We start from the raw sequence: 13,795 nt of genomic DNA, 5'->3' as shown, positions 1-13,795 counted from the left end.
CGGGAGATTCACGATGATGCGTTTGCTTTCCACGATACTGGGCGCGCTGCTCGCGGCAAGCGTGCCGCCTGGCGCGTCGGCGCAGGGCGGCGGCGGGCAAGCCTATCCCGCCAAGCCGGTCCGGCTGGTGGTGCCCTTTGCCGCCGGCGGCCCGGCCGACGTGCTCGGCCGCGCGGTGGGCGATGGCCTGTCCAAACGCTGGAGCCAGCCGGTCGTCGTCGAGAACAAGGCTGGCGCCGCCGGTACGATCGGCGTCGATCAGGTCGCCAAGGCCGCGCCGGACGGCCATACGCTGGCCGTGGTGCCGGTCGGCAATATCGCCGTCAATCCTTCCTTGATGCCGAACCTGCCCTACAAGGCGGCCGATCTGGTGCCGGTCACGATGCTGGCGACGGCCGAGAACGTGCTGGTGGTCCATCCCGGCGTCCAGGCCAGGTCGCTTGGCGATCTGCTCAAGCTCGCGCGCCAGCAGCCCGGCAAGCTGACCTTCGCCTCGCCCGGCGCCGGCAGCCAGGCGCATCTGGCCGGGGAGCTGCTGCAGCTCGACGCCAACGTCAAGCTGATCCACGTGCCCTACAAGGGCGTCAGCCCGGCGATGACGGACCTCGTCGGCGGGCAGGTCACGATGATGTTCGCGCAGATGTCGGCGGCGCTGCCGTATATCCAGGCCGGCCGGCTGCGCGCGCTCGGCGTGGCCAGCGCCAGGCGCTCGGCCGTGCTGCCCGATGTGCCCACCATCGCCGAACAGGGCTTTGCGCAGTTCGAGGCGGTGTCCTGGTACGCGCTGATGGCCCCGGCCGGCACGCCGCGCGAGGTCGTCGAGCAGCTGAGCCGCCAGGCCGGCGAAGTGCTGGCCGATCCGGGACTGAAGAGCAAGCTGGCGACGCTCGGCATGGACGTCGGCGGCGGCACGCCACGGCAATTGGCCGAGACGATCCAGAAGGAGACCACGCGCTGGGCCGGGGTGATCCGGCAGCGGGGGGATTACGGTGGATTGACAGATGGAGGGGCGGTGATTGGCCGTGCCGAGCGCGATCCGGTAACGCTTGACATCTAGTTTTACCCGGATAAAAATAGCGGCTTCACGGAGGATCATCATGTCCAACTCGACTACCTGCACCGCGTTCATCGGCGAGCGGCGTCTGGCTTCCGGCAGCGCCGGAACGGTGGCGCTGGCCATCAAGCGGGCCCTGGGCCAACCCGGCCTCGAAGCAGCGGCCGAAACGGTGCTCGCATTCGACGACCGCAGCGGCCGTCAGATCGATTTCGATTTGCGCGGCAGCGACGAGGAGATCGTGGCGCGGTTGCAGCCGGAGCCACAGCAGCCAACGGCGGCGGAGGCGGAAGACGGGCAAAGGGAGAGGGATGACCGGCGGACGCCGGGCCGTCCGAAGCTTGGCGTCATTGCGCGCGAGGTCACCTTGCTGCCGCGGCATTGGGAATGGCTGGCCGAGCAGCCGGGCGGGGCTTCGGTGACGCTGCGCAAGCTGGTCGAGCAGGCGCGCGCGCACGACGGCGGTCGCCGGGCGATGCGCGAAGCCCAGCAAGCAGCCGACCGCTTCATGCTCGCGATGCTCGGCAACCAGCCCGGCTACGAGGACGCATCCCGCGCGCTGTATGCCGGTGACCGGCAGCGTTTCATCACGCTGACGAAGTCATGGCCGCGCGACCTGCGTGATCACGTCAGGCGATTGGCGGAGCCGGCGTTCCAGGGTGAGGCGCCTGGCGGAGAGACCGCCGAACCGCTGGCCGCGCCGCGCCGCCGCGTCGCTACGCAACAGAAGCAGCCGTAGCGCATGGAATCGTGCCCCGGCGGACCAGAGCTCTTCCGGCACCGGCTGTGCGGCGTACAAAATGAAATGGCCCGCGCGAGGCGGGCCACTGACGTACCTAGAGTCATCACCGGCATGTACATCCGGGAGAGGACAGATTAGGGCAGCGGTCGGATTCTAGCGTAGTTCAAAAGTCTGCGCTTCTTCCCGGGTGCTCGCGTTCGCAATGCCTTTGATGGCTATTCCGTCTTGTCGCTCAAATACTCCCGCCGCTCGATCCCATGTCGATGCAGCTTGTCGTAGAAGGTCTTGCGCGCGATCCCCAGGGATTCCAGCGTGGCGCGGACATTGCCGCCGTTCGCGGCGAGCGTGTCGCGGATCAGCTGGGCTTCGTAGCGGTCCATCCGTTCGGCGAGCGTGCCTTCGGCGCTGGTGTCGCCCGAGGTCGCGGCCTGAGCGGCGGGGGGCGTCGGCAACGTATGGACGCCCAGCACGAAGCGTTCGGCGAAATGCAGCAGTTCGCGTACGTTGCCCGGCCACGAGTGCGTGTTCAGGTAGCGCCGTACCGCATCGGTGACCGGCGGCGCCTCGCGCTGGAAGCGGCGGGCCGCCTGGCCGGTGAAGACCTCGAACAGCAGCGGAATGTCTTCGCGCCGCTCTCGCAGCGGCGGCATATACAGCGTGACGACGTTGAGGCGGTAATACAGATCCTCGCGGAAATCGCCGCGCTGTGCCGGGTCACCAAGATCAACCTTGCTGGCCGCAATCACGCGCAAATCGACCGGGCGCATTTCGTTGGTGCCCAGCGGCGCGACGCTGCGCGTCTCCAGCACGCGCAGCAGCTTCAGCTGCACCGACGGCGGCATGCCTTCGATCTCATCGAGAAACAGCGTGCCGCCGTTGGCGTGTTCGATGCGGCCGATCCGCTTGCGTTGCGCGCCGGTGAAGGCGCCGGCTTCGTGGCCGAACAGCTCGCTCTCGATCACGCTCTCGGGCAGCGCCGCGCAATTGAGCGCGACCAGCTCGCCGGCGCTGCGCCGGCTCCAGCGATGCAGCGCGGTCGCGGCCATTTCCTTGCCGCTGCCGGTTTCGCCGACCACCAGCACGTCGACATCGGCATCGGCGATATGGCGGATGGTCTGGCGCAATCGCTCCATCGCCGGCGTGACGCCGATCAGCGGCCAGGCGCTTTCCGCTTGCGTCGCGGCGTCCTGCAGCCGGCGGTTTTCCAGCACCAGACGGCGCTGTTCCCAGGCATGGCCGACGGCGGTCAGCAGGCGATGGGTGGCGTAGGGCTTCTCCAGAAAATCGTAGGCGCCGCGGCGCATCGCCTCGACCGCCTGCGCGATATCGCCATGGCCGGTGATGAAGATCACCGGCAGGCTGGCGTCGCGCTCCAGCACCCGCTCGAACAGCTGCAGGCCGTCGAGCCCCGGCATCCGCATATCGGTGACCAGCACCTCGGGATAGCCGTCGCGCAGGCTGTCGAGAAAGGACTGCGCGCCGGCGTGCGCGTCGACCCGATAGCCGGCCAGCGTCAGGCTTTCCGCCGCCGCGGCGCGGACGTCGTGGTCGTCGTCGACCAGGGCGACTCGGCGTACCGGGCCCTGGCCGGCTTGGCCCTCGGTGGTTTGCATCATGGGCATGAATTCAATGTGATGGTGAAGATCGCGCCGCCGGCTCCGCCGCTGCGGGGGCGCGTATCCAGCGTGCCGCCGAACTCGGCGACGATGTCGCGGCTGATCACCAGCCCCAGCCCCATGCCTTCCGGCTTCGAGGTGGAGAAGGGCGTGAACAACCGCTCGGCGATCTCGGGCGCGATGCCCGGGCCGTTGTCGGCGATCTCGATGCGGACGCGGGCATCGTGCTCACCTTCCGCACCGCCCGCACCGTTCGCACCGTTCGCACCGTTCGCACCGTTCGCACCGTTCGCACCGTCCGCATGGGTCGTGATGTCGATGCGCGCATCGTCGCGGCCGGCGACGGCGTCCAGCGCGTTCTGCAGCAGATTGACCAGCACCTGCTCAAGCCGCAACCGTTCGGCCTGCACCCGCAGGCTCTTGTCGCCGGAACGCACCAGGGCGACGGGCTGCGTGCGCAGCCGCGGCCCCAGCAACAGCAGCGCGCCCTCGATCGCGTCGTCCACCGGCGTCGGCTCGCGCGCGCCCGAACCCTTGCGGGCAAACGCGCGCAGCTGGCCCGTGATGGCGCCGATGCGCTCGGTCAGGGCGCCGATCCGCGCGAGGCTGGCGCGCGCGGCGTCCGCCTCGCCGCGTTCCAGATAGCTGCCGGCGTTGTCGGCATAGCTGCGGATCGCCGCCACCGGCTGATTGATCTCGTGCGCGACGCCGGCGGCGATCTGGCCGAGAAAGGTCAGCTTGTTGGCCTGCACCAGTTCCTCCTGCGCGGCGTGCAGCCGCAGCTCGGCCTGGCGGCGTTCCTCCATTTCGGCGCGCAACTGGTCGTTGGCGGCCTGAAGTTCCGCGGTGCGCGCCTGCACGCGCGCGGTCAGCTCGGCGCGGATCGCGGCCTGCTGCGCGTTGTGCCGCCGCAGCCGGCGCCGCGCGTAGACCACGGTGGCAATGGCGATATAGGCGAGCAGCAGCACCACCAGCGCCTGCGCCTGCATCCGCGCCGCGATGCCGGTCCGCTCGTCGCGGCTGGGCGTCAGCAGATGGAAGGTCCAATGGGTGGACGGAACGGGCAGCGCAACGTGGAGATAGCTGTCACCGACCGGATGACCGGGCACGTCGGCACGCACCTCCTCGCCGCTGGCCGGCGGCTTGCGCGCCGGCGCGCCACCGGCCGCGGCGGAAAACGGCCGGATCGGCAGCGGGGCGAAGGTCCCATCGCCGAACTGCAGGCTGCGCCGCAACTGCTCGGCCGCCGCCTCGCCCAGCGGCACCATCGAGCGGAAGCGCCAGCCGGGCTCGCTGGTCAACAGCACCACGCCATCGCTGTTGGTGACGAAGACCGGCTCGGCCAGGTGCGCCCAGTCTTCCTCCAGGCCGGGGAACTCGACCTTGACGACCACCACGCCCAGCGGCTGTCCGCCGGCATCGTCGAGCCGGTGCGACAGGTACAGGCCGGGCCGGCGGCTGATCGTGCCCAGGGCGAAGTGCTCGGCGGCGCCGCCGGCCATCGCGCCCTGGTAGTAGGGGCGGAAGGCGTAGTTCTCGCCGACGAAGCTGTCGGGACCGCGCCAGTTGCTGGAGGCGACCGTCAAGCCGCGCCGGTCCACCGCGTAGATCACCGAGGCGCCCGTGCCGGCCGCCAGCGCCTCGAGCTTGCCGTTCAGCGCGGCCAGGCGCTGCGGGTCGGCCGTCGCCAGCGCCGTCTTCAGGTCCGGGTCCTGCGCCAGCACGAACGGCAGCGCGCGATGCTTTTCGAGATCCCGCCGCAGCGTGGCGACGTTGAACTGCGCGGCCGTCAGCGCGCGCTGGGTGACCGCCGCGGTGGCCTCGCGATGCGCCGTCCGCTCGACCCACCGCAGCACGGCGACGGTCAGCGCCAGCAACAGCAGCACCGCCAGCGCGACGCCCGCCGCGGCGCGCGGCGAGAAGGACCGGCGCGCGGGCGCGTGGTCGGTCGGCAGGGGCGAGGCGGGCGGTTGGGCCATCGGCGGGTGGAGGGGACGGGGCGGTTGTGGAGCGGTCAGGCCTGCACGCCGGATGCCTGAGCGGCAGCGTGTGCGGCGAAAGTTGTGTGGATTTCCATACAAGCGGCCCGAATTCTATGTGGATTTCCACTCAAACGCCAGCGAGCTGCGCGGCGCTTCAGAATTTTTCCTTTAAAGATCAAAGGGTTGTGAAAGACATCTGGCTGGCACACGCATTGCGACAGCGGCTGGTCCGGCGCCGCATCCGCTCGGCCAGGATATTTCAAGAAACTCGCCGCCGCGTGCCCCCGCATGGCGCCCGGCAGCCCATTGGCAGGGGACACCCGCATGATCGACACCCACACCGCCGCGGCCACGGCCGCGCAGCCTCGTCCGTTCTATCGCCATCTGTACGTGCAGGTGCTGGTCGCCATCGTCGCCGGCATCGCGCTGGGCCACTACTGGCCCGACCTCGGCTCGAGCATGAAGCCGCTCGGCGACGGCTTCATCAAGCTGGTCAAGATGATCATCGCCCCGGTGATCTTCCTGACCGTGGTCACCGGCATCGCCGGCATGTCGGACCTGAAGAAGGTCGGCCGCGTCGCCGGCAAGGCGATGATCTACTTCCTGACGTTCTCGACGCTGGCGCTGGCGGTCGGCATGATCGTCGGCAACGTGGTCCAGCCCGGCCACGGCCTGCACATCGACCCGGCCTCGCTGGATTCGAACGCGGTGTCCGGCTATGTCGCCAAGGCGCACGATTCGACCATCACCGGTTTCCTGATGAACATCATTCCGACCACGGTGCTCAGCCCCATGGTCAATGGCGACATCCTGCAGGTGCTGTTCGTCGCGGTGCTGTTCGGCATCTCGCTGGCGCTGGTGGGCGAGCGCGGCAAGCCGGTGGTCGATTTCCTGCAGGCGGTCACGCTGCCGGTGTTCCGCCTGGTGTCGATCCTGATGAAGGTCGCCCCGATCGGCGCGTTCGGCGCGATGTCGTTCACCATCGGCAAGTACGGCATCAAGTCGGTGGCCAACCTGGCGATGCTGGTCGGCACCTTCTATCTGACGTCGCTGCTGTTCGTGCTGATCGTGCTGGGGCTGGTGGCGCGCTACAACGGCTTCTCGATCGTCAAGCTGATCCGCTATATCCGCGAGGAACTGCTGCTGGTGCTGGGCACCAGCTCGTCGGAAGCCGCGCTGCCGACGCTGATGCAGAAGATGGAGAGGGCCGGCTGTGCCAAGTCGGTGGTCGGCCTGGTCGTGCCGACCGGCTATTCGTTCAATCTGGACGGCACCAATATCTACATGACGATGGCAGCGCTGTTCATCGCGCAGGCCTGCGACATCCACCTGTCGTTCGGCGACCAGATCCTGCTGCTGCTGGTCGCGATGCTCAGCTCCAAGGGCGCGGCCGGCGTGACCGGCGCGGGCTTCATCACGCTGGCGGCCACGCTGGCGGTGGTGCCGTCGGTGCCGGTCGCCGGCATGGCGCTGATCCTGGGCGTGGACCGCTTCATGTCGGAATGCCGCGCGCTGACCAATCTGGTCGGCAACGCGACCGCCGCGATCGTCGTCGCGCGCTGGGAAGGCGAGCTGGACAAGGATCAGCTGCGCAAGGCGATGGCCGGCGAGGCCGTCGCGCCCGCCGCGCCGAGTACGCCCGAGCTGACGCAGTCGGCGGCGTAAGCTTCCGCGGCGCTTGCTCGAATGCCGGACGCGGTCGATCGCGTCCGGCATTTTTTTGCGCATTGCGGTTCGCATTTGCCGCGTCTATGCTGGCATAGATCCATACGCGTCACTTTTCCGCCGGCACAGGCGGGCAAGGATGGGAACTCGATGCAGATTCGCCTCGATCCGGTCACCTCGGTGCTGATCGCCGTGCTGGTCCTGCTGCTCGGTACGCTGATCAATCGCCGGGTCGCCTTTCTGTCGCGCTACAACATTCCCGATCCGATCACCGGCGGGGTCCTGTTCGCCGCGGTCGCGGCGATCGCGGTCGCGCTGTTCGACTTCCGCGTCGTCATCGACGCCGCCATCAAGCCCGTGCTGCTGCTGATGTTCTTCGCCGGCGTCGGCATGGGCGCGGACCTGCGCGCGCTGAAGCAGGGCGGCAAAGCGCTGGTGATCTTCCTGATCGTGCTGTTTCCCTATATCGCGGTGCAGAACACCGTCGGCGTCGCGATGGCCAAGGCGATGGACCTGCATCCGATCTTCGGGCTGGTCGGCGGTTCGATCACGCTGGTGGGTGGGCACGGCACCGGCGCCGCCTATGCCGAGCGCTTCGCCGAGATCAACAATCTGCAGTCGGTGATGGAGCTGTCGATGACGGTGGCGACGATCGGCCTGATCGTCGGCGGCATCATCGCGGGGCCGGTCGCGCAGTACCTGATCTCGCGATATCGCCTGCGCTCGCAGGGCGAGGACGAAGCGAGCGTCGAGGCCGAGGCCCATGGTTTTCCGATCACGACCGTCGCGGCCGTTGGCGCGCTGGGCGGCATCCTGGTGGCGGTAGTGGTCGGACGCTGGCTCGCCTCGCTGTTCTCGGGCCAGGCCATCACCATCCCCGGCTTTCTCTGGTGCATGCTGACCGGCATCGTGATCCGCAACCTGCTGCCGCTGACCGGCGTGCGCTTCGACGACCGGCCGGCCGAGCTGATCTCCAATGTGAGCCTGTCGCTGTTCCTGGTGATGACGATGATGGCGCTCGACCTGGTCGACGTGGCGCTGTCCGCGGGTCCCTTCATCGCCATCATCGCGATGCAGGTGGTGTTTATCGTGCTGTATGTGGTGCTGGTCTGCTTCCGCTTCATGGGGCGCGACTACGAGGCCGCGGTGCTGTCTGCCGCCTTCATCGGCTTCAACATGGGCTCGACCGCCACCGCGATGGCCAATATGCAGGCGATCACCGCCAAGCACGGACCGGCACCGAAGAGCTTCGTGGTGGCGCCGCTGGCCGGCGCCTTCTTCGTCGACATCATGAATGCCTTCGTGCTGACGCTGATGCTGGCGATGCCATGGATGGGAGGCTGATCGTGCGCCGCCTGTTCTTCGCGCTGTTTGCCCTGATCGTCGCGTCGCTGCTGGCGGGATGCGAGCGCGGCCCGGACGCCGACGCGCTGCGCAAGGACGTCACCGCGCGGCTGGCGCAGGCGCTGCCGCCGGGAACGGTCGAGGTGGCGGACCTGCGGCGCCAGGGCTCGCAGACCGATCGGCGCGGTCCTCCGGGCGAAGACCGGCGTGTCGTCTACTTCGACGCCGAGCTGAAGCTGACGCGCGACTTCGACTTCGGCGCATGGGATGCGCCCGGCGTCGCTGGCCTGATCTCGGCGCTCGGTGCGGCGCCCAAGGGCGTGCAGGGCATTGCGCTGGGCGGCAACAAGGCGGGCGACATCATCCGCGCGCACGGCGCCGCGGTGTACCGCGAAGAAAATGGGCGATGGGTGCCGGTGGTGTCGGGCGGTTACCGTCCGGTCACGGCGCCCGCCTATGCCGCCAGCGCCCCGCAAGGCGCGGCCGCGATGCTGGAGGCCGTGCGCCGCATCGTCGAATCCGTGCCGGCCGAATCGTCGCCAGAGCAGCACGCGATGATCACGCAGGAACTTGCCGCCGCGCATGCCAGCATCCGCGCGCGGCTCGCTCGCGCCAAGCAGGGCTACCCGCTCGCAGCGGGCGCCGAGGGCGGGCAATACCTGCGTTTCGCCCAGGCCCTGGCCGCCAATCCCGGCGCGCGCGTGGTGCCGCTGGTCACGCGCGGCGGCGACGAGAACCTGCGCATGCTGCGCCAGGGCAAGGCCTCGCTCGCGCTGGCGCAGGCCGATGCGGCGCTCGACGCCTATCGCGGCGACGGCGACTTCGCCGCCGATGGCCCGTTCACCTCGCTGCGTGCGATCGGCAGCCTGTATCCCGAAGCCGTGCATGTCCTCGTGCGCGCCGATGCGGCCGTCAAGACGGTGGCGGACCTGCGCGGCAAGCGCATCGCGATCGGCGAGAAGGGCGGCGCGTCGCAGCGGACGGCCTTGCGTGTGCTCGCCGCGCACGGGCTGAAGCCAGCGGATTTTGCCGGGCGCGAACTCGGCATCAACGCCTCGCTGGTGGCGCTTCGGCAGGGCGAGGTCGATGCCGTGATCCAGATCATCGGCGTGCCGTCGGAGAGCATCCGCGACGCGCTGGCCGCGATTCCGCTGCGCCTGCTGCCGCTCGGCGACAAGGCCGCTGCCGCGCTCGCCGATTCGGGCCGCGGCTATTTCCGCTATACGGTGCCGGCCGGCACCTATGCGAACCAGGCCGCCAGCGTGGCCACCGTGGCCGTCGCCGCGCAATTGCTGGTGGCTGCCGATCTGTCCGACGCCGAGGTCGGCGCGATCGCGCGCAACGTGTATGCGCCGGGCGCGGACTTCACCGCGCGCGGCAGCGCGCAAGGCGCCCAGATCGCGCCGGCCACGGCGACGCAGGGGCTATCGGTGCCGCAGCATCTGGCGGCGGCCCGGGCGATCGAGGCGCTCATCAAGGGCGGCGCGCCGGCGCGGCAGGGGCGATGATGACCCATCGACGGGATCATGTCCCACGCCGTGCGCTCCCTCGCCGCGGCTTTTCCCCGCCTTCCATCTCCGCCGCCGCCAATCGCAGGCAATCGATCAGATGCTCCGCACTCGCGCCCAGCCCGGCCTCGCGCGAAGCCCGTAGCGTGATGATTCCAACCGGCGGCAGCTCGATCGGCACGGCGATGTTCACGACCTCGAGCCTGCCTTCTCTGGCGAACTGCTTCGCCACCGAGCGCGCCAGGAAGCCGACGGCCTCGCGCTGCGTGACGAAGGTCGAGACCGCCAGGTAGGACGAGGTCTCGATCCGGTCCGACGGCGGCTCCAGGCCCTGGGCGAGGAACGCCTGCTCCAGCTTGACCCGCAGCGAGGCCCAGGGCGGCGGCATCACGCAGGGCAGCTGCGCCAGGTCGGCCCAGCCGGCCTTGCGCTTGCCGGCGAGCGGATGCCCGGGACGGACCACGGCCACCATCGGCTCGTTGTACAGCGCCTCGGTCGCCAGGTCTGGCGCCGCATAGCCCGGCTCCAGCCGGCCCACGATCAGGTCCAGCTCGGACAGCCGCAGCTTGGGCAGCAGATGCGTGAGATCGCCTTCCTCGATCAGCACGCTGGCCTGCGCCGAGCGGGACTTCAGCCGCGCGGTGGCGCGCGCCAGCAGCACCGGCAGCGCCGCGCCCATCGCGCCGACGCGCACGCGCCCGGCCGCGCCGGTGTCGACGGCCTCGATCTCCTCGCGCGTGCGATCGTATTGCGCCAGCACGCGGCGGGAGAAGCGGATCAGCGCTTCTCCCGCCGCGGTCGGTTCGGTGCCGCGGGTCGAGCGGGAGAACAGCACCAGGCCGAGCATCTTCTCGACCTCGGTCAGCGTCTTGGACACGGCGGGCTGGCTGATCGACAGGAACTCGGCGGTCTTGCCGAGATGGCGGAACTCGTCGAGCGCCACCAGCAACTGCAGATGACGTAGCTTGATATTGGAGCGCAGCGCGCGGTCGATATGGGGCATGCCGCGCAGTCTACCGCGCCGCCTACTTAACGAAAAGGTTATGAAGCAATGACGATATTGGATTGGATCGTTATGTCGTAGCCGGACACAATGCCGCCCATGGCGTTGCCTCGATGCGCGCCGGCCACCACCGATAACACAGTGCGAGGACGACAATGAACCAAGGTTCCCCCACCAATCCCGCGCGCCGCCGCCTGATCCTGGGCGCCAGCGCCAGTGTCGCGACGGCCGCCGCGGCGGCTGCCACCGGCACCGCCGGCATGCTGCTGGCCCGCGGCGCCAGCGCCGCCACGTATCCCGAACGCCCGATCACCTTCATCTGCCCGTGGCCGGTCGGCGGCACCGCCGACCAGTCGATGCGCGCGCTGTGCCAGGTCGCCTCGGGCATCCTGAAGCAATCGATCGTCGTCGAGAACCGTGCCGGCGCCTCGGGCATGATCGGCACCCGCGCGCTGGCGCGGGCCAAGCCGGACGGCTACACCATCGGCCAGATTCCGATCTCGGTAACGCGCTTCTCGCAGCTGGGCATGCTGGAGATCGATCCGCGCACCGAGCTGACCTATCTGGCGCGCACCTCCGGGCAGACCTTCGGCATCGCGGTGCCGGCCAGTTCGCCGTACAAGACCCTGCAGGAAGTCGTCGCCGCGGCCAAGGCCAATCCGGCCAAGCTGACCTATGCCCACGCCGGCATCGGCGGGGCGACCCATGTCGGCATGGAGCAGTTCGCGCTGGCCGCCGGCGTGCGTTTCAACGCGATCGCCTACAAGGGCGGCTCGGCGGCGCTGCAGGATGTGCTCGGCGGTCAGGTGGACCTGCTGGCCGATTCGAGCTCGTGGGCGCCGCACGTCGAGTCCGGCAAGTTGCGGCTGCTGGCGACCTGGGGCGAGCAGCGCACGCCGCGCTTCAAGGACACGCCGACGCTGCGCGAACTCGGCTACGACGTCGTGGTGGAGGCGCCCAACGGCATTGGCGCGCCGAAGGGGCTGGACCCGGCCATCGAGAAGCAGCTGCGCGACGCCTTCCGCGCCGCGGTCGCCAGCAAGGAATTCAGGCAGGTGGCCGCGCGCATCGACGCGCCGGTGATGTACCTCGACGGCCCCGACTACAAGAAGTACGTGGCGACGGTCTACGAGCAGGAAACCCAGCTGATCCAGCGGCTCAAGCTGAAGGAAATGCTGCAGCAGAGCTGATCCCGCAAGCCGCCGCCCGCGGACCGCCGACCGCCGACCGCCGATTGCCGATTGCCCCCGCCAACCACAGGAACTGTTCGACGTGAACGTCAATGCCGTCATCCGCCTGCACGCCAACGACAACGTGCTGATCGCCCGCCAGGACCTGGCGCTGGGGCAGCCGCTGCCCGAGCTTGGCGTGCGCGCGCGGGCCCAGGTGCCGGCCGGCCACAAGATCGCCGCCTGCGCGATCCCGAAGGGCGAGCCGGTGCGCAAGTACGACACCGTGATCGGCGTGGCGGACCGCGATATCGCGCCGGGCGAGCACGTGCATTCGCATAACCTGAAGCTGGTCGATTTCTATCGCGACCCGGCTTTCTGCAGCGATGTGCGGCCGATCGACTATGTGCCCGAGGCCGAGCGCGCGACCTTCCAGGGTTTCGTGCGCGCCGACGGCCGCGTCGGCACGCGCAATTTCATCGGCATCCTGTCGTCGGTCAATTGCTCGGCCACGGTGATCCGGCATATCGCCGACCATTTCACGCGGGAGCGGCTCGCGGCCTATCCCAATGTCGACGGCGTGGTGGCGTTTGCCCATGGCACCGGTTGCGGCATGTCGTCGCCGAGCGAGCATTTCGATCTGCTGCGCCGCACGCTGGCCGGCTATGCGCGCCATCCGAATCTGGCGGGCGTGCTGATCGTGGGGCTGGGCTGCGAACGCAATCAGGTCGCCTCGCTGGTCGAGTCGCAGCAACTGGAGGCCGGCAGCCAGCTGCATACGATGGTGATGCAGGACACCGGCGGCACGCGCGAGACCATCGCCGCCGGTATCCGCGCGATCGAATCGATGCTGCCGGCAGCGAATGCCGCGCAACGCCAGCCGGTGTCCGCCAGCCATCTGAAGATCGGCCTGGAGTGCGGCGGCTCCGACGGGTTCTCCGGCATCACTGCCAATCCCGCATTGGGCGCGGCGATGGACATCCTGGTGCGCCACGGCGGCACCGCGATCCTGTCGGAAACGCCCGAGATTCATGGCGTCGAATACATGCTGACGCGGCGCGCCGTCACGCCGGAGGTCGGACAGAAGCTGCTGGACCGGCTGGCCTGGTGGGAGCGCTATACCGCCGGCCACAACGCGCAGTTCAACGGCGTGGTGGGCCACGGCAACCAGCAGGGCGGCCTCGCCAACATCTTCGAGAAGTCGCTGGGCTCGGCGATGAAGGGCGGCACCACGCCGCTGCAGGCGGTCTACCAGTACGCCGAGCCGATCGACAAGGCAGGCTTCGTCTTCATGGATTCGCCCGGCTACGATCCGGTGGCGGTCACCGGCCAGATTGCCAGCGGCGCCAACCTGATCTGCTTCACCACCGGCCGCGGCTCGATGTTCGGCTCCAAGCCCGCGCCGACGATCAAGCTGGCCTCCAACACGCCGATGTACCGGCGCCTGGCCGACGACATGGACATCAACTGCGGCGTCATCGTCGATGGCGAACTGACCGTCGCCGAGATGGGGCAGCGCATCTTCGAACATATCCTGCGCGTGGCCTCCGGCGACAAGACCCGCAGCGAGCTGCTCGGCCTGGGCGACAACGAGTTCGTGCCCTGGCATATGGGCATCGTCAGCTGATCGGCCATATGCGGTCGCTTGTGGCCGCCCGTGGCTGCTTGCGGCGGCTTTCGGCGTTTTCTACGGCCGCATGCGGCCACCTACG

10 protein-coding genes are annotated in these 13,795 nt (G+C 69.0%); 7 read left to right on the top strand and 3 right to left on the bottom strand.

From position 1 onward, the window contains the following. Positions 1–13: 13 nt before the first annotated feature. On the top strand, positions 14–1,057 hold the full coding sequence (locus tag OJJOAM_RS24335; RefSeq protein WP_422650164.1) for a tripartite tricarboxylate transporter substrate binding protein: 1,044 nt from the start codon (positions 14–16) through the stop codon (positions 1,055–1,057). 40 nt (positions 1,058–1,097) lie between these two features. Further along, positions 1,098–1,793: a DUF2239 family protein gene (locus OJJOAM_RS24330; RefSeq protein ID WP_422650163.1), complete on the top strand. Its 696-nt coding sequence runs from the start codon at positions 1,098–1,100 to the stop codon at positions 1,791–1,793. A 218-nt stretch (positions 1,794–2,011) separates the two neighbouring features. On the opposite strand, the gene OJJOAM_RS24325 is transcribed toward OJJOAM_RS24330, so the two are convergent. Together OJJOAM_RS24325 and OJJOAM_RS24320 are read right to left on the bottom strand one after the other, a co-directional pair. Then, entirely contained in the window at positions 2,012–3,412 is a 1,401-nt protein-coding gene (locus OJJOAM_RS24325) for a sigma-54-dependent transcriptional regulator (protein WP_422651049.1), read from the bottom strand. After that, positions 3,409–5,391 carry a sensor histidine kinase gene (locus OJJOAM_RS24320; protein WP_422650162.1) on the bottom strand — a complete coding sequence of 661 codons (1,983 nt, stop codon included), beginning with the start codon at positions 5,389–5,391 and terminating at the stop codon, positions 3,409–3,411. The genes OJJOAM_RS24325 and OJJOAM_RS24320 overlap by 4 nt, the downstream gene beginning before the upstream one ends. A gap of 327 nt (positions 5,392–5,718) precedes the next feature. On the opposite strand from OJJOAM_RS24320, the gene OJJOAM_RS24315 reads away from it, so the two are divergent. From OJJOAM_RS24315 to OJJOAM_RS24305, 3 genes are all read left to right on the top strand, one after another. Beyond that, entirely contained in the window at positions 5,719–7,059 is a 1,341-nt protein-coding gene (locus OJJOAM_RS24315; protein ID WP_422650161.1) for a dicarboxylate/amino acid:cation symporter, read from the top strand. A gap of 150 nt (positions 7,060–7,209) precedes the next feature. After that, complete coding sequence (gene gltS, locus OJJOAM_RS24310; protein ID WP_422650160.1) at positions 7,210–8,403, top strand: sodium/glutamate symporter; 1,194 nt, start codon at positions 7,210–7,212, stop codon at positions 8,401–8,403. Further along, entirely contained in the window at positions 8,388–9,911 is a 1,524-nt protein-coding gene (locus tag OJJOAM_RS24305) for a TAXI family TRAP transporter solute-binding subunit (RefSeq protein ID WP_422650159.1), read from the top strand. The genes gltS and OJJOAM_RS24305 overlap by 16 nt, the downstream gene beginning before the upstream one ends. A gap of 16 nt (positions 9,912–9,927) precedes the next feature. Here OJJOAM_RS24305 and OJJOAM_RS24300 read toward each other — a convergent pair whose 3' ends face one another. Then, complete coding sequence (locus tag OJJOAM_RS24300; protein ID WP_422650158.1) at positions 9,928–10,914, bottom strand: LysR substrate-binding domain-containing protein; 987 nt, start codon at positions 10,912–10,914, stop codon at positions 9,928–9,930. A gap of 155 nt (positions 10,915–11,069) precedes the next feature. Here OJJOAM_RS24300 and OJJOAM_RS24295 point away from each other — a divergent pair, with 155 nt between their 5' ends. Together OJJOAM_RS24295 and OJJOAM_RS24290 are read left to right on the top strand one after the other, a co-directional pair. Continuing rightward, positions 11,070–12,104, top strand: coding sequence for a tripartite tricarboxylate transporter substrate binding protein (locus tag OJJOAM_RS24295; protein ID WP_422650157.1), 1,035 nt, complete (start codon positions 11,070–11,072; stop codon positions 12,102–12,104). Between the two features lie 82 nt (positions 12,105–12,186). Further along, a complete protein-coding gene (locus tag OJJOAM_RS24290; RefSeq protein WP_422650156.1) occupies positions 12,187–13,710 on the top strand; it encodes a UxaA family hydrolase in 1,524 nt (507 codons plus the stop codon). Positions 13,711–13,795: the final 85 nt, after the last annotated feature.

This window comes from Cupriavidus sp. H18C1, assembly GCF_049311595.1.
In the GTDB taxonomy this organism is placed as follows: Bacteria; Pseudomonadota; Gammaproteobacteria; order Burkholderiales; family Burkholderiaceae; genus Cupriavidus; species Cupriavidus cauae.
This window is presented reverse-complemented; position numbering and strand designations above follow the sequence as displayed.

Excerpts from the sequence above, each read along its gene's own strand:
- OJJOAM_RS24335 (WP_422650164.1), top strand. The coding sequence starts at position 14 with ATGATGCGTTTGCTTTCCACGATACTGGGCGCGCTGCTCGCGGCAAGC.
- OJJOAM_RS24330 (WP_422650163.1), top strand. The coding sequence starts at position 1,098 with ATGTCCAACTCGACTACCTGCACCGCGTTCATCGGCGAGCGGCGTCTG.
- OJJOAM_RS24325 (WP_422651049.1), bottom strand. The coding sequence starts at position 3,412 with ATGATGCAAACCACCGAGGGCCAAGCCGGCCAGGGCCCGGTACGCCGA.
- OJJOAM_RS24320 (WP_422650162.1), bottom strand. The coding sequence starts at position 5,391 with ATGGCCCAACCGCCCGCCTCGCCCCTGCCGACCGACCACGCGCCCGCG.
- OJJOAM_RS24315 (WP_422650161.1), top strand. The coding sequence starts at position 5,719 with ATGATCGACACCCACACCGCCGCGGCCACGGCCGCGCAGCCTCGTCCG.
- gltS (WP_422650160.1), top strand. The coding sequence starts at position 7,210 with ATGCAGATTCGCCTCGATCCGGTCACCTCGGTGCTGATCGCCGTGCTG.
- OJJOAM_RS24305 (WP_422650159.1), top strand. The coding sequence starts at position 8,388 with ATGGATGGGAGGCTGATCGTGCGCCGCCTGTTCTTCGCGCTGTTTGCC.
- OJJOAM_RS24300 (WP_422650158.1), bottom strand. The coding sequence starts at position 10,914 with ATGCCCCATATCGACCGCGCGCTGCGCTCCAATATCAAGCTACGTCAT.
- OJJOAM_RS24295 (WP_422650157.1), top strand. The coding sequence starts at position 11,070 with ATGAACCAAGGTTCCCCCACCAATCCCGCGCGCCGCCGCCTGATCCTG.